This is a genomic window from Neisseria sicca (assembly GCF_017753665.1).
GTDB lineage: Bacteria > Pseudomonadota > Gammaproteobacteria > Burkholderiales > Neisseriaceae > Neisseria > Neisseria flava.
In genome coordinates, this window is sequence record NZ_CP072524.1 from 1,849,524 (window position 1) to 1,871,022 (window position 21,499).

A 21,499-nucleotide genomic window follows, 5' to 3' on the forward strand; every position below is an offset into this window, starting at 1 on the left:
TATATTTCCGCAAAAAGGTCGTCTGAAAACTTTCAGACGACCTTTGGGGTTTTATTTGCAGGTTTTCATGTTCAGGCTGCCGTAGCGTCCGACGATGTTGCGGATTTCCTGTGTGTCTTTGTCATCGACCGACATGAAGATGACGGTCATGCGGGAGACGCTGAGGGTGCTGTCGGCGGCGTTACCTTTGTCGTCTTGTTCGACGATGCGCGCGCCGCCGAAGCCTGCTGCGGACAGGCGCGAGATGAGGACTTGGGCTGAGGAGCGGCTTTTCATCACGCCGAGGCTGATTTCGCCGTTGTAGAGCGTGCCGTTGAAGCCTTTGTTGCCGAGCGCTTCGAGACGGTTCATGGCTTCGCTGTCGGCGGGCAGCAGGACGCGGAAGGTTTTGGCGGCCTGGTCTTTCGATGCGCCGCGTTTTTCTACGGTGCGGCTGGCGGCATGCGGCCAGCGGGTCAGCAGGCCTTTGATGCGGTGGTAGTCGTCTTCATCCAGGGTAACGCTGGCGTTGGACGTACATTGGCGGGCGGCGGATGCGTTTTTGGCGGCGGGATTTTCGTTGGCGGCAGCAGCCGGATTGGTGTTTTCTGCGGCGGCTTTTTCTTTTTCGCGGCGGGCTTTTTCTTCACGTTCTTTTTTTTCTTTTTCGCGGCGTGCCAATTCCTCTTCTTCTTTTTTCTTACGCTCGGCTATGGCTTCTTCGGATTCGGGTTCGGGCAGGTCGGCTTGTGTTTCGTCGGTTTGCAGCCAGTCGGGTTGGGCGTTGTCGGCAGACGCGGGGGCTTGCTGCGGGCGCAGGGATTCGGGTTGGGCGAGTTCGTGGGCTCCGCCTTCTACGGGCGTGGCGGCGGGGGATTTGGCGTTGTTGAGGCGGTGCGTAATCATGCCGCCGAAGACGATGATGTTGAGTGCCACGAGGGCGGCGAAAAGCCATTTCATGAGTTGTTTTCCTTTTTTGTGTTCGGGTGCCGTTGTGGTGTGCGGACGATTTTGTGTTGTTATTTTGTGGCGACTCGGCTGTAAAGCCAACCGGCTGAAGTGTTTTGTTTGGAGGTCGTCTGAAAAGCGGCATGGGCGTTTCAGACGACCTTTTGAATCGGCGCGACAGCGTTGCTGCTTATTCGGGCAGTGTGTCGGTCTGTTCCTGCTCTTGCGCGACCCAGTTCAATAAGCCGTAAATGACGAGATTATCTACAATTTTTACTGTATTGTCCAAAACAAACTGCTTGGGCAGGGCGTTAACGACTTTGCTTGCGCCGCCGCCGGTGATGATGACGTCGACGGGTTTGCCTTCGCCCGTTTTTTGTTGCAGCCGCCCGTGCATCATGATGACGGCTCCGCAAACGGCATCCATCATGCCGCTGGTGATGGCGTTGGGCGTGGTGGTGGGGAAGGGGTACACTTTGCCGGCGGGGCGGTCGAGGTTGGCGGTTTTGGCGGCGAGGGCTTCTTTCATGAGGTGGAAGCCGGGCATGATGGTGCCGCCGAGGTAATGGTTGTCTTCGGTGAGGGCGTCGGTGGTTACGGCGGTGCCGCAGCTAACGACGACGCAGGCGTTTTGGCTAAAACGGCGGCTGCCCAAGGCGTTGAACCAGCGGTCGGAGCCGTGTTCGGCGGGGTTGCGGTAGTGGTTGCGGATGCCGAGTGCCTGCGGCATGGAGGGCAGCCAGCGGACGGGCGCGGTCAGGTGGGCTTCGACCAGGGCTTTTTTGAGGTCGCCGCACACGGCGCAGCCGACGATACGGGTACGGTCGTCTGAACGCGCTGCCCATTCTTCGCCGAGCTTGCTCAAATCGCGGTACGGCGCGCGGGTGACTTCGTTGAACACGCCGTTTTCCACCCATGCCCATTTGAGCTGGCTGTTGCCGCCGTCGAGCAGGAGGAGGCGTTCGGGCGGGCGCGGCGCGGCGGCGCGGGGCGTGTCGTCGGGGCGCAGGCTGATTTCGCCGCTGACGACGGTTTGTTCGCCTGCGGCTGTCATCAAGTGCAACGCGCCTTGTGCATCGACGCTGAGGACGGTGCCTTCGTTTACGGTCTGCCCGTCGCGCAGGAGCAAGACGGGTCTGCCGTGGTCGCGGTGGGCGGTTTGGTATTCTTCGAGGAAGGGGGCGAACCCGTTTTGCGCGTATTGCGTCAGGACGGCATTGAGTTCGCCCAACAATTTGTCCAACAGCGTTGAAGCGGGAATGCAGTGTACGGAGGCGGTGCCGCGGGCAAGCTGCGCGTTGTGGAAAAGGGCCTGGACGGAAGCGGCGTTTTCGACTTCTTTGGGCAGGACGAAATTGATGCCTATGCCGATGACGGCGGCGGTTTTGCCCTCGTTGCGGACGGTTTCGATCAGGATACCGCCGAGTTTGTCCCTGCCGGCGACCAAATCGTTCGGCCACTTGATTTGTATGTCCAAACCCGATGTGGCTAAAGCGCGACGGCAGGCGAGCGCGACGGCGGGGGCGAGCGAGCCGAGTTCGTGCTGCGGTTTGTCGAATACCCAGCCGAAGCTGAACATCAGGCATTCGCCCAGCCGGTGTGTCCACTTGCGTCCCTGCCGCCCGCGGCCTTTGGTTTGCAGATGCGCGACGCAGAGCGATTTATGGGCTTGTTCGGGCGAAGTGCGCGCCAGATTCAGGATTTCGTCGTTGCTGGACGTGCATTCGTGTTTTAAGGTCGTCTGAAAACTGCGTTCCGCGCCCAAGCGCTGCAAGGCTTCTTCGTCAAACAAAGCAAGCGGGCGCACGAGCCGCCATTGCCCGTCGTGCTGGCGCAGCAGTCCGCGGATGTGTGCGGGCATCTGTTGCCAAAAGCCGTTGAGCTGGTGCGGCTTCACGCCCGCGATACGCGCGAGATGGGAAACGTGTTGCGGCAGACCGTCGGCGAGTTCCGCCAAAACCCGACTGTGCGGCAGTTTCAGCGCGGTCATTTGCCGCCCTCGGCTGCGCGGATTTTTTCCAGCGTTTTCGTGGTGGAAGTCTGGTGCAGGAACGGAATGGAAAACACTTTGCCGCCGCGCGCCAGCGTTTCTTGCGCGCCGACGATTTTTTTGACCGGCCAGTCGCCGCCTTTAATCAGAATATCGGGTTTGATTTGCTCGATCAGCTCGGCGGGCGTGTCTTCGTCAAACCAAGTAACCAAATCCACGCTCGCCAATGCCGCCGCCACCGCCGCGCGGTTTTCCAGAGGATTGACGGGACGGTCGTCCCCCTTGCCCAAACGGCGCACGGACGCATCCGTGTTCAAAGCCAATACCAACGCCGCCCCCGCCGAGCGAGCCTGCGCCAGATAGGTAACATGTCCCCTGTGCAGAATATCGAAACAGCCGTTGGTAAACACCAGCGGGCGGGGAAGCGTGTGCAGACGTTGCGCCAATTCTTCGGGCGGGCAGATTTTGCGTTCGAAATCGGGGAGGGACCAGTCAGACATAATCGGGATTCCGTCAGGGATAAACAGACAGGCGGTATGATACCGAAGCGGGCGGAAAAGGAAAACCGCGGGATAAAAATAAGGAAAGGTCGTCTGAAAACCAAAATCGGATTTTCAGACGACCTTCAAACCCATCCTATTCGCGGGCGATGCCCACGCTGCGCATCGGTTTGCGGGAAACGGTTCAAACCGTTATTTGAACCACCGCGACAGCGCCGGAATCCGCGACAGCAAAGCCGTATCCAAAATCCAAATCACGGCGATGGCGGCGATGGCGGTCGGGAACAATACCGCCACGATCAAAAGCGGTACAGCCATTGCCCACCATACCGGCAGCTCGATTTTCTGCGCCGGAGGAACCAGTCCGCCCGCTTTGGACGGGCGGCGTTTCCACCACATCACGCAGCCGCTGACGCAGATGAAAATAACCGCCAGGCAGAACAAGACGTTCGCCAACACGCTCCACCAGCCCAGCGTCCCCATGTGCAGCGCGATGCTGGCCGCCATGAATTTGCCGAAGAAGTTGTAATCGTCGAAACGGATGTCGGCCAGGATTTTGCCGCTGTATTGGTCGATGTGCACCGTGCGGTCGGCGGTCGGGCTGACCATGTCGTAGCTCATCGAATCCTGCGACAGCGTCCACACGCCCGTTTCACCTTTGGGCAGGTTGAGTTGGTAGCGGCCTTTGAAACCGATTTCGCGGGCGAAGCGGTCAACCGTTTCCAAAGTCATCGGTTCGCTCGGATTGATGCCGTTTTCGCCCTTCGTCGTACCGGAAACAGGCATGGGCGTGAGTTCCAGAACCCACGGTGCTTCTTTGGTTTTGCCGTCGTTCAACACATCGCCGTGGGTCGGCACGACGGATACGGGGTTTGGTTCGACCCCCCATTTACCGGCGGGGAACTGGCTCCAAGACTGAACGAACTTACCGCCCCAAATGCCCGCCCAAGCAACGCCCGATAAGCAGAACAGCAATAAAATCAAAGAAACCCAAGTACCGAATGCGCCGTGCATGCTGCGCCACCACGAGCGTCCTTTGCCCGCTTTCGGCACAAGCATGGATTTCAGGCTGCGCTGTTTCGCCCACCACAGATAAATCCCTGTAATCATCATCAGGATAGTCAGCGACGCGGCGGTTTCTATCAGATAATCGCCCGCCGTGCCGAGCATCATATCGCCGTGGATTTCATCCATCGTGTGATACCAGCCCTTACTGCGCGGCATGGAACTGACGACTTTCGCCGTATAAGGATCGACGGCGACCATGGTCGCTTTGTCGTCGTTGTTCACGCGGAACACGGCAACCATATCGTCGGCGCGCGGCGCGATATATTGCACCACCGACGCGGTTTCAGGGTTCACAGACTGGCGCGCCGCTTCCGCCTGCGCCGACAAAGGCTGCACCTGCGCCTGCGGGGTAACGTGTATACGCTCACCCTCTTTGCCGGTAATGTTGGCAAATAGAAGCATTCCCAACCCTGTTATGGCAAGCAAGGTCAGAAAGGGAGCGACCAGAAGTCCGAAATAAAAATGCCACCGCCACACGGTCAGATAGCGGCGGTTGGCTTGTTGTTCGGAACGAGGAGCGGGTTGGGATGTGTTCATAAATTCTCTCTGTTGTTTTATCGTGAATTGAAATTAGAAAACGCCTGCCCGCATGGGAATGACGACATAGGTATCCCCTATTTGATTTGAATTTACTATAAATTAATACAAAATAACTAATACTTTATAAGTATAACGAAGTTTTGGAATGCTAACAATTCCTGATGAAACCATTGCCGCATAAGGAAATGCCAAAAGAAGACCGTATCCGGCAGAAATAGTTCACCGACCGAAAGCATTTCATAGCAAAGCTTTAGCGTAAATAAAAAGGTCGTCTGAAACCTCAAAGCAGGTTTCAGACGACCTTTTTATTTGTTCAATCAGAAATCAATGTTTTCGTAGGCATCGTCAAATACGAACGGGCCGCGTTCGCCGCCGCTTTCGGATTCGAGGTGGATGCGGGTCATCATCATGGATTGGTCGACTTCTTTCATCATGTCGTAGATGGATATGAGGGCGATGTTAACGCCGGTAATGGCTTCGGTCGTGATGCTTTTGCCGACTTCCGAGGAAACGGTTACGGTGGCTTTGACGTAGGCGAGTTCGATATCGACATCGAAATCGACGCGGACGTGTTGCAGGGGAAGGGGCTGGTAAAGCGGGACAAGCAGTCCGACCTGCTTGATGCCTTGTACGGCGGCGATACGGGCGACGTTGAGGATGCCTGCGTTTTGGGTGGCGTTTTCTGCCAAAACTTTGATGGCGGAGGTACTCATATTGATGGAGCCGCTTGCTACGGCGGTGCGGACGGTGAGTTGGCGTTTGTCGTTTTCGCGTACGGAATTGAAGTTAAACATACTGTGCCTGCGTGAAAATAGGATTTTATGTCATAGTATAGTGGATTAAATTTAAATCAGGACAAGGCGACGAAGCCGCAGACAGTACAGATAGTACGGAACCGATTCACTTGGTGCTTCAGCACCTTAGAGAATCGTTCTCTTTGAGCTAAGGCGAGGCAACGCTGTACTGGTTTAAAGTTAATCCACTATATTTTACGGGATTTCTGCGCTTCGGACTATGCTGCGGATACAAACGGCAGAATAATCGGACTGAAATGCACGGGCGGTTTTGTTAAGCAATTAACGGCTTGGCTTGTGCAGACGCGGGTTGTATCCAGTTTCGGCATTTTGCAACACCTTTTCCGATGGCGGTTTCAGACGACCTGCTATACAATGTTTTACGTTTGTTTTTGAGATAAATAAAGAGAGAAAATCATGCAACTGCATATCCTGAACAATCCCAAGGACGCCGCTCTGGCAGCAGACGCGGAATTTTTAAAACAGTCTTTATACAAACTTCTGCACGAAGAAGCTTCGCCGTTGGTAGTGGAAACGGTCAAGCTGTTGTCTACTTCGGACGACAGCGCGGCTTTGATTGAAAAGGTTTTGCCGCAACTGGACGAACAGCAGACCCACGACCTGACGCTTGCCTGCGGTCTATTTGCGCAGATTCTGAACATCGCCGAAGACGTACACCACGAACGCCGCCGCCAAATCCACGAAGAGGCGGGACACGGCGGCGCGGAAGGCAGCTTGGCGGAAACGGTACGCAAACTCAAAGCGGCGAAAATCGGCGGCAAGGCGGTTCAAAAACAATTAAATACAACCAATGTTACCGCCGTTTTGACCGCACACCCGACCGAAGTGCAACGCCAAACCGTGTTGAACTTCAACCGCCGCATCCGCGCCCTCCTGCCCCGTCGCGAACGCTGCACCCATGCCGACGCGCTGGCGGAGTTGCGCCGCGAAATCGACACTATTTTGCTGGGCTTGTGGCAAACCAGCGAAACGCGCCACCACAAACTCAGCGTCAACGACGAAATCAACAACGGCGTGTCCATCTTCCCGATGAGTTTTTTCGAGGCACTGCCCAAACTCTACCGCAGCATGGAACGCGAGTTTCAGACGACCTATCCTGATGTTGACGTGCCCGACATCTTAAAAATCGGCGGCTGGATAGGCGGCGACCGCGACGGCAATCCGTTTGTCTCCGCCGAAACCCTGCGTTTCGCCTTCCGCCGCCATGCCGACGCGGTGTTCCGTTTTTACCGCGGCGAACTCGACAAACTCTACCGCGAGCTGCCGCTTTCCGTCCGCCGCGTCAAAGTCAACGACGATGTAATGGCGTTGTCCGACGAATCGCCCGACGAAGAAATCGCCCGCACCGAAGAGCCGTACCGCCGCGCCATCGCCTACATCATGGCGCGCGTGATGGGCAAAGCCCGCTCGCTCGGCTTGGGTATGGGCTGCAAATTCGGCTTCATGATGCCTTACGCCTCCGCGCAAGAGTTTTCAGACGACCTCCACAAGCTGCAACGCTCCCTGCGCGACAACGGCAGCGCGCTTTTGGGCGAAGGCAGGCTCGCCGACCTGATCCGTTCCGTGTCCGTGTTCGGCTTCCACATGATGCCGCTCGACTTGCGCCAACACGCGGAAAAACACGCCGATGTCGTTGCCGAACTCTTCAAACACGCCGGTTTGGAAGACTACGGCAGCCTTTCCGAAACGGAAAAACAGAAAGTCCTGCTGCGCGAGCTGAAACACCAGCGGCCGCTGTCCAGCCCGTTCATCACTTACAGCGAACACACCCGCCGCGAAATGGCGATTTTCAACGAAGCGCGCAACATCAAAGACGAATTCGGTGAAAACGCCGTTACCCAAAGCATCATCTCCAACTGCGAACAGCCCAGCGACCTGCTCGCCCTCGCGCTGCTGCTCAAAGAAAGCGGTCTGTTGACAGTTGAAAACGGCAAACCGCAAAGCCGCATCAACATCGTCCCCCTCTTCGAAACCATCGAAGCCCTCGAAAACGCCTGCCCCGTCATGGAAACCATGTTCAGCAACGAATGGTACCGCGACCTGCTGCAAAGCCGCGACAACATTCAGGAAATCATGCTCGGCTACTCCGACTCCAACAAAGACGGCGGCTACGTTACCAGCTCTTGGTGTCTCTATCAGGCGGAATTGGGTTTGGTCGAACTCTTCAAAAAATACGATGTTCATATGCGCCTGTTCCACGGTCGCGGCGGCAGCGTCGGACGCGGCGGCGGCCCGTCTTACCAAGCCATTCTCGCCCAACCGGCGGGCAGCGTGGCGGGACAAATCCGCATCACCGAACAAGGCGAAGTCATCACCGCCAAATACGCCGACCCCGGCAACGCCGTACGCAACCTCGAAACCCTCGTCGCTGCAACGCTCGAAGCCAGCCTGCTGCCCGATCAAAAAGACCCCGAACCCGTGCTCATGCAGGCATTGTCGGACGTATCGTTCAAATACTACCGCGAGCTGATTACCCACCCCGACTTCATCGACTATTTCCTGCAAACCAGCCCCATACAGGAAATCGCCACCCTCAACCTCGGCAGCCGCCCCGCCAGCCGTAAGACCTTGGCGCGGATACAGGATTTGCGCGCGATACCGTGGGTGTTCTCATGGATGCAAAACCGCCTCATGCTGCCCGCGTGGTACGGCTTCGGCAGCGCGGTGGAAAGCCTGTGCGAAGGCAAACCCGAAACCCTCGCCGCCCTGCAGGAACACGCGCAGCACAACCCATTCTTCCAAGCCATGCTCTCCAATATGGAACAAGTGATGGCGAAAACCGACATCACCCTCGCCGAAAACTACGCCGGCTTGAGCGAATCTCCCGAAAAAGCCGCCATCATCTTCGGCATGATTAAGGAAGAATACCAACGTAGCCGCAAAGCCCTGCTCGACCTTTTGCAAACCGACGAACTCTTGCGCGACAACCGCAGCCTCGCCCGTTCGCTCGCCCTGCGGATTCCGTACCTGAATGCGCTCAACGGCCTGCAAATCGCCATGCTCAAACGCCTGCGCAAAGACCCGCACGACCCGCACACCCTCCTGATGGTGCACCTGACCATCAACGGCGTGGCACAAGGTTTGCGCAATACAGGTTAAGGCAGCACGAAAAAAGGTCGTCTGAAAACCGTTTCAGACGACCTTTAGACCAAGCGCAAAACCGTAGTGCGGGCTTTATTTGCGAAAGCCCATACTGTTTTTTTCAACCCGCTTGCCGCCCTTCTTTACGGGCTATTTTTATAGTGTATTAAATTTAAATCAGGACAAGGCGACGAAGCTGCAGACAGTACAAATAGTACGGCAAGGCGAGGCAACGCCGTACTGGTTTAAATTTAATCCACTATACCTTATTCGCGAACCGCCTTTCCCAATAACCCTTTTCAGACGACCTTTTCCACACTTCCGCATACCATGCCGACCAAACCGCCCGCCTACCACATCACGCACAAAATCCGCCAAACCCGCCGCATTTCGCGCAAAAGCATTGCTTTTCTGTTCCTGCTGGCAGGTTCGGCGCTGGTCGCACTGACCGCCCTCCTGTTTGCCTGGATGGCGGATTTCGCGTTGGAAATGAATGCGGAGCTGGTCCGCGAATATCCTTGGTTTGCCTGGGTTGTCCTGCCCTTCGGGCTGCCGCTCATCGTCTGGATCACCCGCCGTTTCGCCCCCTACACCTCCGGCAGCGGCATCCCGCAAGTGCTCGCCAGCCTCGCCCTACCCTACGGCGCCAACAAAACCCGCCTGATCCGCTTGCGTGAAACCCTCCTCAAAATCCCGCTGACCTTCCTCGCCATGTGCGCAGGCGCGTCCGTCGGGCGTGAAGGACCGTCCGTCCAAGTCGGCGCGGCAGTCATGAGCGCGTGGGGCGCATGGTGCAAAAAACACGGCTTTGCCTTTCGCGGTATGCAGGAAAACGACCTCATCGCCGCAGGCGCGGCAGGCGGGCTTGCCGCCGCGTTCAACGCCCCGCTCGCAGGCGTGATTTTCGCCATCGAAGAACTCGGGCGCGAAGTCATGCTGCGTTGGGAGCGGCAAATCCTGCTCGGCGTCCTCGCTGCGGGTTTTATCCAAGTCGCCATCCAAGGCAACAACCCCTATTTCTCAGGCTTCAGCGGCGGCGCACTCGACAATATGCTCGGCTGGGTATTGGGCTGCGGACTCGCGTGCGGCATCGCCGGCGGACTGTTCGGGCGTACCCTGTATCTCGGCGCCACTGCCTTCGCTCCCGCCAAATGGCGCGAACACATCCGCCGCCACCCCCTGATTACCGCCGCCCTCATCGGCATCCTGCTCACCGCCATCGGCACGCTTTACCAAGGCAAAACCTACGGCACAGGCTACCACGAAGCCGCCCAAGCACTGCGCGGCATCCACGAAGCCCCCGCCGGACTCGCCGTCGCCAAATGGTTCTCCACCGTCCTTACCTACTGGACAGGTACGCCCGGCGGCATCTTCACCCCTTCCCTCACCATAGGCGCAGTCTTGGGCGAACGCATCGCCGTCCTCACCGGACTTACCCAAGGCACCCACGTCCTCGTCCTCCTCTGCATGGCGGCCTTCCTCGCTGGCGCCACCCAATCCCCGCTCACCTCCGCCGTCGTGGTGATGGAAATGACCGGCGGACAAAACCTCCTCTTCTGGCTGCTCATCGCCTGCATCTTCGCCTCACAAGTCTCCCGCCAATTCTCCCCCCGCCCCTTCTACCACGCCGCAGGCACACGCTTCAAACGGCAGGTGGAACAAAGCGGACAGAAGTGAAGCACGACATCAGTGATGAGTGAATATGTAGGAAAGGTCGTCTGAAAGCTTAACGATTCGTAGGCATAGCCCACGCTACAAAGTTTGTTGATAACACAAGTGCCGCAGCATGGACTCGGTCAACGAAAACGATTGGCAAAAAGGTCGTCTGAAAATTCAAAAATCGGGTTTTCAGACGACCTTTGTGTTTGGGTGGCTATCGGTTTTCGCTGGTGCGGGGTATTGGTAGCGTGGGTTTTACCCACGAAGATAATTGACGGACAGGTCGTCTGAAATCTTGATTGGTTCGTGGGCGAAGCCCACGCTACAAAGTTTGTTGACAACACAAGTGCGTAGTGCAGACTCTGTCCACGAAAACGATTAACACAAAAAGGTCGTCTGAAAACTGAAAAATCAGGTTTTCAGACGACCTTTTTGTTTGAACTGCCTATCGGTTCTGGCTGGCTCGGTAGAAGGCGATGAGGCCGTTGGTGGAGCTGTCGTGCTGCGGGTTGCTGCGTTCGAGTTCGGGTTCGATGGTTTTGGCGAGTTCTTTGCCGTATTCGACGCCCCATTGGTCGAAGGGGTTGATGCCCCAAATCGCGCCTTGGACGAAGGTGCGGTGTTCGTATGCCGCCATGAGCATGCCGAGACGGCGGGGGTCGGTGGCGCTGAGGAGGAGGCTGTTGCTCGGGCGGTTGCCGGGGAATTCTTTTTGCGGGGCGAGGCGTTCGCGTTCGGCTTCGGGCAGGTCGGCAAGTTCGGCGCGGGCTTCTTCGAGGGTTTTGCCTTTCATCAGGGCTTCTGCTTGGGCGAAGGCGTTGGCGACGGTGAAGCGGTGTTGGCGGTTGATGCCGTAGGCGGTGGTCATGGGGACGATGAAGTCGCAGGGGATGAGCCGTGTGCCTTGGTGGAGGAGTTGGAAATAGGCGTGCTGGCAGTTGACGCCTTCTTCGCCGAAGACGATGCCACCTGTGGTGTGGGGGACGGGCCGGCCGTCGGCGGTGCGGTTTTTGCCGAGGCTTTCCATGTCGAGCTGGTTGAGCCACGAGGGGAGGTGGCGCAGGTTGTGGCTGTATGGGACGGCGGTTTGTCCGTCGGCGTGCTGGAAATTGTTGTACCAGATGCTGATGAGCGCCATGAGGACGGGGATGTTGCGGCGGTAGGGGGTTTGGAAGAAGTGGGTGTCCATGGCGTGCGCGCCGGCGAGGAGTTCGCGGAAGCGGTCTGTGCCGACGGCGACCATGACGGGCAGGCCGATGGTTGACCAGACGGAATAGCGTCCGCCGACCCAGTCGAACATGGCGAAGACGTTGTCGGGCGCGATGCCGAAATTTCGGGCGGCGGCAACGTCGGAGGAGATGGCGCAGAAGTGGCGGTAGATGCCGGATTCGGGCAAACCTGCATCCCGATACCAGGCGCGGGCGGCGTAGGCGTTGAGCAGGGTTTCGGGCGTGCGGAAGGATTTGCTGGCGATGCTGAATACGGTGGTTTCGGGCTTGAGGTGGGCGAGTGTGCGGCTGATGTCGGCGTCGTCTGAATTGCTGACGAAGTGGACGCGGATGTTTTGTCGGTAGGCTTTGAGGGCTTCTACGCACATTCTGGGACCGAGGTCGGAGCCGCCTATGCCGATGTGGACGAAGTCGGTGATGGGTTTATCGGTGATGCCCCTGTGGCTGCCGTTGTTGAGTGATTCGGCGAAGGCGAGGGCGTGGTCGAGTTCGCGGTGGATTTTGGGGAGGATGTTTTCGCCGTCAACGTAAACGGGCGCGGCATCGGCAGGCAGGCGCAGAGCGGTATGGAGGACGGCGCGGTGTTCGCTGAGGTTGATTTTTTCGCCGTTTTGCATGGCGTGCATCTGTCCGGCTAGGGGCGAGGCTTCGGCAAGGCGGCACAAAAGTTGCAAAGTGTCTTCGCCGAGGCGGTTTTTGCTGTAATCGAAGAGGAGGCCGTCGAGGGTTTCGTGCATATTGCCGAAGCGGTCGGGTTCGGCGGCGAAGCGGTCGCGCAGGTGGATGTGTTGTGTGTCGAGCCGGTGTTGTTCAAGGGCTTGCCATGCTTCGGTAAATGCGGTCATCGGGTTTCCTTCGGAATTGGGTTCGCTCATTCGGCGGGATGTGATTTAGTTATAGATTGTCGTTGTAGTGATTGGTTCGATACGGTGAATATTTATGTAGTCATATGTAGTTTAACAAAGGGGCGCGGGTTTGGCGAATATGGGTAGTCAAACGGCGTAGGAATTGTATGCAATTTGCAATTTATATGCTTGATTTTTATCAAGGTTTTTTAAAATTTTCGGTATGACACCGATGTCAGGTGTGCTATGCTTCGTAATCAAATGAAACAGGGCTGAGGCGGGAGTCGTAAGATGGCTACAATTTATGATGTTGCTGCTTATGCGGGCGTCTCACCCAAAACGGTCAGCCGCGTCATCAACGGTGATGCGCCGGTCAGCGATAAAACCCGTGCAAAAGTCGAAACAGCGATTGCGGCTTTGGGTTATATCCCGTCTTCGGCGGCGCGGGTGATGCGGTCGAACCGCTCGGACTTGGTCGGACTGATTACCGGCGCCATCTCGCGCACGGGCGAATACGGCGGGGTACACGGGCTGCCGGATATGTTTTTAATCAAAGGCATCCAGAAGAAAATCCGCGAAGCGGGCAAAACGCTGATGATTGCGGATACGGACAACCGCTACGAGCAAATCGATCCTCTGGTCAGAACCTTTATGGAACACCGCGCGGAAGGCATTTTGTATGTAACCGAATCGCACCGCGAAATCGTCCTGCCCGAAATGCCCAACCGCTGCCCGATGGTTTTGGTCAACTGCTTCGACGCGGTAGGTACGCCGTCGGTGTTGCCGGACGACGAGCGCGGGCAATACGATTTGGTGCGCAACATCATCCGGCGCGGACACCGCCGTATCGCCTATATCACCTTGCAGGCGGGCGCAGAAGCGACACGGCTGCGTTTGGCGGGCTACCGCCGCGCTTTGGACGAATCGAACATGGTGTTCGATCCTGACTTGGTGCAAACCGGCATCACCGATTTCGCCAACGACAGCGAGCCTTTGATTGCGGCAGTGTTGAAATTATTATCGTTAGCCGACCCGCCGACGGTCATTTGCTGCGGCAACGATGAAATGGCAGTCCGCGTTTACGGCATTTTGAGGACGCGCGGCGTACGCGTTCCGGAGCAGGTATCGGTGGCAGGGTACGACAACCACAGCGCGATTGCCGAAACCCTGTTCCCGCCGCTGACCAGTACCGAGCTGCCCTATATGCGCATGGGCGCGCTGGCTGCGGAAATCCTGTTCGACATTATCGAGACCAAAGAAGCCGTCCGCCTGCCCGTTCGGGTTGTCGGAGAAACAATTTGGCGGCAGTCGGTTACGGCATTGAAGTAAAACATTCTTTCAGACGACGTCTGCTTCATGAGGCAGACACAATACGACAATAAAAGGTCGTCTGAAAACACAAACAACGCATCACTCTACCTATTTGCAACGTATCAATACGATACGCCAAAGAATAAAGAAAGCGGCCCAACCGCTTCAACTATGCAGTGTTTCCCGCAGTTTGTTGTTCCATGTTTTCTTCTTACAAAGTCCAGGAGTCGCTTCAAAATGAAGATTTCCCCACAAGTATCGATGACGCTTCGCCAGATTATGCTGATGAACTTCGGCTTCTTCGGCATCCAATACAGCTTCGGTTTGCAGCAAACCGCCATCAACCCGATTTTCAGTTTCTTACATGCCGACCCCGGCCAACTGCCTATTCTGAATATGGCAGGTCCGATTACAGGCTTGCTCGTTCAGCCCCTTATCGGCGCCATGAGCGACCGCACCTGGATTCCCGGCTTGGGACGCCGTCGCCCGTATTTCTTAATCGGCGCCATTGGTTGCAGCCTCTGCCTCTTCATCTATCCGCACGTTACCGCATTATGGGTTGCCGTATTGCTGCTGTGGCTCTTGGACATCAGTAACAACACCGCCATGGAACCCTTCCGCGCCTTCATCGCCGATACCGTCCCCGAACACCAACAATCGACCGGCTTTTTGATGCAGTCCGTGTTTACCGGCTTGGGCATTACCCTTGCCAACGTATCGCTCTACATCTTCCAACAAATCGGCTGGCTGCAACAAACCTCTGAAGCAGGTATCCCCTACTGGGTATTCGGCTCGTTCTATATCGGCGCCGTCTGCTCCATCGGCTCCGTTTTAGTAACCGTATTGTCCACGCCCGAACGCGAACCTTCTCCCGAAGAAATGGCGGCAATTAAAGCCCAACCCAGCGGCCCCGTCCACGCTATAAAAGACATCGGCACAGCCATTAAGGAAATGCCCACCCCACTGTGGCAGCTCGCCTCGGTTTACCTCTTCCAATGGTACGCCCTCTTCATCTACTGGCAATATATTTCCCACAGTATCGTCAAATCCGTCTGGGGCTCGACATCTGCCGACTCGGCCGCGTATGAACAGGCAGTGGCATGGACCGGTTTGGTCAACGGTTTTTACAACGTCGTAACCTTCGTTTCCGCCTTCGGACTGATGTGGATGGCGCGTAAATATGCTGCGAAATATGTCCACGCCTTCGCCGTTATCCTGGCTTCGCTCGCCCTCCTGACCATCCCGCACATCACCAACAAATACCTGATGTTCGCCCCGATGATCGGCTTCGGTATCGGCTGGGCAAGTATGATGGGCGTACCGTTTATGATTGTCGTACACTCCATCCCGAAAGAACGCTACGGCGTATATATGGGCATCGTCAACATGATGATTGTGATTCCGATGCTGATTGAAACCGTTACCTTCGGTTGGATCTATGACAACTTCCTCGGTGCAAACCCGTCCAACGCCATGACCTTCGCCGGCGTCTTCCTCGCCATCGCTGCCGTATTGACCCTGACCATCAAAACGTCAAACAAACCTTATGGCGTAGAATCGGCAAGCTGATTCAAGCAGTTGCGACAAGGTCGTCTGAAACCCAAATTGAGGTTTTCAGACGACCTTGTCGCATATTCACAAAAGATTGTCGGGAAAACGATAGTTTTTTTCCACAACGTCAGCCATCAAAAATATAAAATACAACAATTCTCATTTGTAAAAGACCGGAGAAATTGATGTTCCGACCCAATCTGACCGCTGCCGCCGTTGTGGCCGCTTTATCTTCCACTGTATTTGCCGCCGAAACGGCCGAGCTGGATACTGTCCATGTGAAGGGGCAGCGTTCGTATAACGCGATTGCCACCGAGAAAAACGGCGATTACAGCTCGTTTGCCGCCACTGTCGGCACAAAAATCCCCGCATCTTTACGCGAGATTCCGCAATCCGTCAGCATCATCACCAACCAGCAGGTAAAAGACCGCAACGTCGATACCTTTGACCAGTTGGCGCGCAAAACGCCGGGTCTGCGCGTGTTGAGCAATGACGACGGACGCTCGTCGGTTTATGCGCGCGGTTACGAATACAGTGAATACAACATCGACGGCCTGCCCGCGCAGATGCAGAGTATCAACGGCACGCTGCCCAACCTGTTCGCCTTCGACCGCGTCGAAGTGATGCGCGGCCCGAGCGGCTTGTTCGACAGCAGTGGCGAGATGGGCGGTATTGTGAATTTGGTGCGCAAACGCCCGACCAAAGAGTTTCAAGGTCATGCAGCGGCGGGGTTCGGTACGCACAAACAATATAAAGCCGAAGCCGATGTTTCAGGACCTCTGAACGCCGACGGCAGCGTGCGCGCCCGTGTGATGGCGCAAACTTCGGGCGCGTCCCCCCGTCCGGCGGAGAAAAACAACCACCACGAAACCTTCTACGCGGCGGCGGATTGGGACATCAATCCCGACACGACTTTGGGCGTAGGCTATCTCTACCAACAACGCCACCTCGCGCCGTATAACGGTTTGCCCGTCGGCAGCAGCGGCAATCTGTTGTCCCTGCCCAACCACACCTTTGTCGGCGCGGATTGGAACAAATTTAAAATGAACAGCCATGACGTGTTCGCCGATTTGAAACATTATTTCGACGACGGCGGCTACGGCAAAATCGGTATGCGCTATTCCGACCGCGATGCCGACTCCAACTACACCTTCGCCGCCAAAAAACTTTCTGCCGACAATAAGGCGGACGTCGTCGGCTTAGGCACGGAAATCAAACAAAAAGCCTTCGCGGTTGACGCAAGTTACAGCCGTCCGTTTGCCTTGGGCAACACCGCAAACGAACTCGTCGTCGGCGCGGACTACAACCGCTTGCGCAGCACCAACGAGCAAGGCCGTGCAGCCGTTGCGCGTAATGTTGCCTTGGGCGATTTCCACTCCGTTCCCTATGTCAACCTGATGCAGAACGCCCGTGCCGGCGCGCGCGGTTACAGCCATACCGTCGCTACCGAAAACCTTGACGAATTCGGCGTTTACGGCAAATCCGTCTTCCATCCGGTCGACAGGCTGTCGCTCATTGGCGGCTGGCGTTTGGGACACTACAAAATCGAAGCGGGCGACGGCGACGAGTTGCACAAAGCCAGCAAAACCAAGTTCACCGGCTACGCAGGCGCAGTTTACGACTTGAACGACAACAACAGCCTCTACGCCAGCTTCTCCCAACTCTACACGCCGCAAACCAGCCTCGGCACCGACGGCAACCTGCTTAAAGCGCGGGAAGGCAACCAGTTTGAAGTCGGCTACAAAGGCAGCTACATGGACGACCGCCTCAACACCCGCGTCTCCCTCTACCGACTGAAAGACAAAAACGCCGCCGCACCGCTGAACCCGAACAACCGCAACACCCGTTACGCAGCCTTGGGCAAACGCGTGATGGAAGGCGTTGAGACCGAAATCAGCGGCGCGATTACACCGAAATGGCAAATCCACGCAGGTTACAGCTATCTGCACAGCCAAATCAAAACCGCCTCCAACTCGCGCGACGACGGCATCTTCCTTCTGATGCCCAAACACAGCGCAAACCTGTGGATAACTTATGAAGTTACGCCCAAGCTGACCCTCGGCGGCGGCGTGAACGCGATGAGCAGCATCTCCTCGGCGGCAGGGCTGCGCGCAGGCGGCTACGCCACATTCGACGCCATGGCGGCATACCGCTTCACGTCCAAACTGAAGCTGCAAATCAACGCCGACAACATCTTCAACCGCCACTACTACGCCCGCGTCGGCAGCGCAAACACCTTCAACATTCCCGGCTCGGAGCGCAGCCTGATGGCAAACCTCCGCTACGACTTCTAAAAACGGGAAAAGCAAAAGGAAAACAAATCACCGCCAAAAACCAGAAGACCAACACATTACGGAAACAGACCGGACAGGCAGGGAACACTACCTGTCCGGTTTTATCATTTATGTCCCATGTTTGACATAGAGAAAACGGCAGATATAGCCCAAAGGTCGTCTGAAACATCCGACAACCCGATAACACACACAACACACCCCACCAACACAACCGACAACCCCGCCATGACCTCACGCACCGCACACTGGCAAGCCGCCCGCCTGCTGCAAGCAGAAGAAACCCACATCCGCTCCAAGCACACCGGCCGCAGCTACCGCATCCAAACCGCCGCTATCGGCAGCCCGCCCCCGCAAGGCTATCCCGTCCTCCATATCCTCGACGGCGACGCCTTCTTTCCCGCCGCCCTCAGCATGGCGCAATCCCTGCTCATCAACCCCATGACCCGAAGCCGCGCCGCCTGCCTCATCGTCAGCATCGGCTACCCCAATGGCGAAGTCCGCGACCTGACCCAACGCGCCCTCGACTACACCCCACCCCTGCCCGAAACCGCCACCGAAGCAGACCGCCGCCAGTACGGACAAGCCGACCGCTTCGCCGCCTTCCTCGACCACGAACTCGCCCCGGCCCTCGCCGCCAAATACCCCGTCAACCCCAAAGAACAAGCCCTGTTCGGACACTCCTTCGGCGCATTGTTCGGACTCTATTCCCTCTTCACTGCCCCCGACCGCTTCAAACACAACCTGCTCGCCTCCCCCTCCGTCTGGTGGCACAACCGCCGCGTCCTCGACTTCCTCCCGTCCGCCCTTCCCGCCGACACCGCCGTCCGCATCAGCGTCGGCGAACACGAAGGCCGCAGCAACCGCCCCGAACAAATCGGCAGAGAAATGGTCGCCCAAGCCAAACTACTTGCAGGCACCCTCCAACACCTCGGCGCAGACGCACAATTCACCCTCTACCCCAACGCTAACCACGGCAACACCCCCTTCTACGCCCTCCCCGACCACATCGAATACCTCCGCCAAGCGTGGCAGAAGAAATAAACAGGCAGAAACGAAAAGCCGTATTCCAAACAAAGAGAAATACGGCTTGAGTGATGGCAGTTGGGGATTTTCAGACGACCTTTTTCACGAATCTATAAAGGTTTTATTCAATTAACTTGGGATAAGCGAAGTTTGTAGCGTGGGCTATGCCCACGAACCTATCGTCCAACAACCCGAAATCCAGCAACAGTCAAATTTGTATTTATTTCGTGGGTAGAACCCACGCTACGGATTGTTAGTTGTATTTGCCGTCTTACATCGTTGGCAAAGCCCACGCCACTCGTTGCTGCAACGGAACTTGTCCCTTCCCCCGTTTGGCGGGGGAAGGTTAGGATGGGGGTGGTTTTGTGGGTTTAGATAAAATCAAATTCGTTCAGCCCGTAGAGCCACCCTCTCCCCAGCCCTCTCCCGCCAGACGGGAGAGGGAGTAGGTCGCAGGTAAAAACGAGGTCGTCTGAAAACTTTGGGATTTGGGTGTTAGGGAAACCCGTTCACGTTCGTTTTCAGACGACCTTTTATTCAATCAATGCAGGCTTGGAATAACTCAAGTAGCGTGGGCTGCGCCCGCGAAATCTACCACCTGATAATCCAAATCAGACTACAGTCAAATGAGTATTTATTTTTCGCATTCATCTCGTAGGCAAACCCCGCGCTACGGGTTGCTGTAACAGCAACTTGTCCCTTCCCCCGTCTGGCGGGGGAAGGTTAGGATGGGGGTGGCTTTACGGTTTTAGGTAAAAGCAAATTCGTATTCGTACACCCCATAGAGCCACCCTCTCCCGCCGGACGGGAGAGGGGGCAGGTTGCCGATAAAAACAAGGTCGTCTGAAACCTCAAAGCTTTCAGACGACCTTTTATCCGCTTCTCCTATTTCCACCACCCGCTACTCAGCGGGAACGTTATCGGGTCGTAATATTTCGGCAGTTGTTGCGGGATGCCGAGGTTATTGCGGTAAACGACGCGGTAGCGGTCGGCGTACCAGGCGGGGACGATGATGTATTGGTGGCGGATGGTACGGTCTAGTGCTTGAACGGTGGTTTTCAGTTCTTCGCGGTTGGTGAAGCTGCTGAAATGTTTGAGCAGCTTTTCGACATCGGGGCGGCACACGCCGGCGAGGTTTTGGCTGCCGGGGATTTTGGCGGCTTCACAGCCGAAATAATCGTATTGTTCGTTGCCCGGGCTTTCGCTGTTGGCATAGACGGTAATGGTCATGTCGAAGTCGAAATCGTTGAGACGCCTTTGATATAAGGCGGGGTCGGTAACGCGGATGTTCATGGTGACGCCGATTTTGGCGAGGTCGCGCTGCCATTTGGCGGTGATGCGTTCGTAGTTTTTGGATGCGGTCAGGAACTCGAAGGTCAGGGGTTTGCCTTGGCTGTCGGTCAGTTTGCCGTTTTTATAGCGGTAGCCTGCTTTTTCTAAAAGGGCGCGGGCTTTGAGCAGGTTGGGGCGTATGCCTGTCTTCGGGTCGGTTTGAGGCGGTTCGGGGACGGGTTGGTTCAGGACAGCGGGATCGAGGGTGTTGCCGAGGGACTGGAGCAGTTTCAGTTCCGCGCCTTGCGGTTTGCCTGTCGCCGCCATCTCGCTGTTGGTGAAGAAGCTGTTGCTGCGGCGGTATGCGCCGTAGAAAATGCGGGCGTTGACGCTTTCAAAGTCGAAGCTCTCGACCATTGCCTGCCGCACGAGGATGTTGTTGAACGGGACGCGGCGCATATTCATAACGAAGCCCTGCATGCCGGCATTACTTTGTTGCACCCATTCGTATTTGCCCAAGCCGCGTTTGGCGAGCATTTCGCCGGTATAAGCCCGCGCCCAGTTTCGGGCGATGTTTTCATAAACGAAGTCGTATTGTCCGGCTTTGAGTCCTTCGAGGCGGACGCTGTTGTCTTTGAAATATTTGAAACGGACGGTGTCGAAGTTATATCTGCCTTTGCGGGTCGGGAGGTTTTGCGCCCAGTAGTTTTTATCGCGCGCGTATTCGCTCATGCGTCCGATGTCTGCTTTGACGAAGCGGTAGGGGCCGGAGCCGATGGGCATTTTGTTCGCGCCTTTTTCCAGCCCTTCGGGATAGCTTTTATGAGAAAAGACAGGCAGTTGCCCCAAGACCATGTGTAATTCGGCGTTGCGCTGTTTGAAGCGGAAAACGACTGTCCTGTCATCGGGCGTTTCGACTTTGGCAACATCGCTCCAGTAGATGCGGTAGGAGGGATTGGCGGCTTTGTCTTGGGTAAGCAGGCGGAAGGAGGCGGCGACGTCTTTGGCAAGCACGGGATCGCCGTTGTGGAATTTAGCCTTCGGGTTGAGTTTGAATGTTGCCGACAGCCCGTCTTCGGCAAGTGAAAAGTCTTCCGCCAGCAGCCCGTACATGGAGAAAGGTTCGTCCCAACTGTTGTCCGTAAGCTTATCCACGGTCAGCATGAGGATGCCGACTTCTTTGTCGCCTTTGAGGGTGAACGGGTTGAACGTATCGAAGCCGCCCTGTATCGGCAGGGAAAACACGCCGCCTTTTGGCGCGTCGGGATTGACGTATTCGTAGGCGCGAAAGTTGGCGGGATATTTCGGCTCCTGCCCCAAACCCAAACCGTATGCGGCAAAAGCGGTGGCAGAGGAGAAGGAAAGTAGCAGCAGGACGAGCGTTTTCATGAGTT

Annotated in this window: 15 protein-coding genes and 2 pseudogenes; 8 read left to right on the top strand and 9 right to left on the bottom strand. The window is 56.5% G+C overall.

What is annotated here, in order from left to right:
- Positions 1-51: 51 nt before the first annotated feature.
- The 5 genes from J7445_RS08665 to J7445_RS08685 form a co-directional block, all read right to left on the bottom strand.
- Positions 52-939, bottom strand: a complete 888-nt coding sequence (locus J7445_RS08665) for a cell division protein (protein ID WP_146736771.1) — start codon at positions 937-939, stop codon at positions 52-54.
- A 178-nt stretch (positions 940-1,117) separates the two neighbouring features.
- Positions 1,118-2,917, bottom strand: coding sequence for a bifunctional biotin--[acetyl-CoA-carboxylase] ligase/type III pantothenate kinase (locus J7445_RS08670; protein WP_209283001.1), 1,800 nt, complete (start codon positions 2,915-2,917; stop codon positions 1,118-1,120).
- Positions 2,914-3,417: a D-glycero-beta-D-manno-heptose 1-phosphate adenylyltransferase gene (gene rfaE2 / locus J7445_RS08675; protein ID WP_425326067.1), complete on the bottom strand. Its 504-nt coding sequence runs from the start codon at positions 3,415-3,417 to the stop codon at positions 2,914-2,916. The genes J7445_RS08670 and rfaE2 overlap by 4 nt, the downstream gene beginning before the upstream one ends.
- Positions 3,418-3,609: 192 nt before the next feature.
- Positions 3,610-5,022 carry a PepSY-associated TM helix domain-containing protein gene (locus J7445_RS08680; protein ID WP_209283002.1) on the bottom strand — a complete coding sequence of 471 codons (1,413 nt, stop codon included), beginning with the start codon at positions 5,020-5,022 and terminating at the stop codon, positions 3,610-3,612.
- A 320-nt stretch (positions 5,023-5,342) separates the two neighbouring features.
- Positions 5,343-5,819 (bottom strand): cyclic pyranopterin monophosphate synthase MoaC, encoded by a 477-nt coding sequence (locus tag J7445_RS08685; protein ID WP_146736767.1) that lies wholly within the window; start codon positions 5,817-5,819, stop codon positions 5,343-5,345.
- 36 nt (positions 5,820-5,855) lie between these two features.
- Here J7445_RS08685 and J7445_RS12585 point away from each other — a divergent pair.
- The 4 genes and pseudogenes from J7445_RS12585 to J7445_RS08700 form a co-directional block, all read left to right on the top strand.
- Positions 5,856-5,918 (top strand): annotated as a pseudogene (locus J7445_RS12585) (transposase); the annotation flags it as partial.
- 318 nt (positions 5,919-6,236) lie between these two features.
- Positions 6,237-8,939, top strand: coding sequence for a phosphoenolpyruvate carboxylase (gene ppc / locus J7445_RS08690; protein ID WP_209283003.1), 2,703 nt, complete (start codon positions 6,237-6,239; stop codon positions 8,937-8,939).
- A gap of 139 nt (positions 8,940-9,078) precedes the next feature.
- A pseudogene (locus J7445_RS08695) lies at positions 9,079-9,198 on the top strand (IS5/IS1182 family transposase); the annotation flags it as partial.
- Positions 9,199-9,251: 53 nt separating this feature from the next.
- Positions 9,252-10,598, top strand: a complete 1,347-nt coding sequence (locus J7445_RS08700; protein ID WP_209283004.1) for a chloride channel protein — start codon at positions 9,252-9,254, stop codon at positions 10,596-10,598.
- 427 nt (positions 10,599-11,025) lie between these two features.
- On the opposite strand, the gene pgi is transcribed toward J7445_RS08700, so the two are convergent.
- A complete protein-coding gene (gene pgi / locus J7445_RS08705) occupies positions 11,026-12,654 on the bottom strand; it encodes a glucose-6-phosphate isomerase (RefSeq protein WP_209283005.1) in 1,629 nt (542 codons plus the stop codon).
- Positions 12,655-12,945: 291 nt separating this feature from the next.
- Between pgi and J7445_RS08710 the strand changes: the two genes are divergently transcribed.
- The 4 genes from J7445_RS08710 (at position 12,946) to J7445_RS08725 (ending at position 18,851) form a co-directional block, all read left to right on the top strand.
- Entirely contained in the window at positions 12,946-13,983 is a 1,038-nt protein-coding gene (locus J7445_RS08710; protein ID WP_070540313.1) for a LacI family DNA-binding transcriptional regulator, read from the top strand.
- A gap of 219 nt (positions 13,984-14,202) precedes the next feature.
- The gene (locus tag J7445_RS08715; RefSeq protein WP_070540316.1) at positions 14,203-15,534 is read left to right on the top strand and encodes an MFS transporter; all 1,332 of its coding nucleotides are present in this window, start codon (positions 14,203-14,205) and stop codon (positions 15,532-15,534) included.
- Between the two features lie 167 nt (positions 15,535-15,701).
- Positions 15,702-17,810, top strand: a complete 2,109-nt coding sequence (locus J7445_RS08720) for a TonB-dependent siderophore receptor (protein WP_070540319.1) — start codon at positions 15,702-15,704, stop codon at positions 17,808-17,810.
- Between the two features lie 225 nt (positions 17,811-18,035).
- On the top strand, positions 18,036-18,851 hold the full coding sequence (locus tag J7445_RS08725; protein WP_070540321.1) for an alpha/beta hydrolase: 816 nt from the start codon (positions 18,036-18,038) through the stop codon (positions 18,849-18,851).
- 373 nt (positions 18,852-19,224) lie between these two features.
- On the opposite strand, the gene J7445_RS08730 is transcribed toward J7445_RS08725, so the two are convergent.
- The 3 genes from J7445_RS08730 to J7445_RS08740 all read right to left on the bottom strand — a co-directional run bounded on the left by J7445_RS08730 (position 19,225) and on the right by J7445_RS08740 (position 21,494).
- On the bottom strand, positions 19,225-19,374 hold the full coding sequence (locus J7445_RS08730; protein WP_186805657.1) for a hypothetical protein: 150 nt from the start codon (positions 19,372-19,374) through the stop codon (positions 19,225-19,227).
- Positions 19,375-19,581: 207 nt separating this feature from the next.
- Positions 19,582-19,731, bottom strand: coding sequence for a hypothetical protein (locus tag J7445_RS08735; RefSeq protein WP_209283380.1), 150 nt, complete (start codon positions 19,729-19,731; stop codon positions 19,582-19,584).
- Positions 19,719-21,494 (bottom strand): extracellular solute-binding protein, encoded by a 1,776-nt coding sequence (locus J7445_RS08740; protein WP_209283006.1) that lies wholly within the window; start codon positions 21,492-21,494, stop codon positions 19,719-19,721. Before J7445_RS08740 ends, J7445_RS08735 begins: the two co-directional genes overlap by 13 nt.
- Between the last annotated feature and the right edge of the window lie 5 nt (positions 21,495-21,499).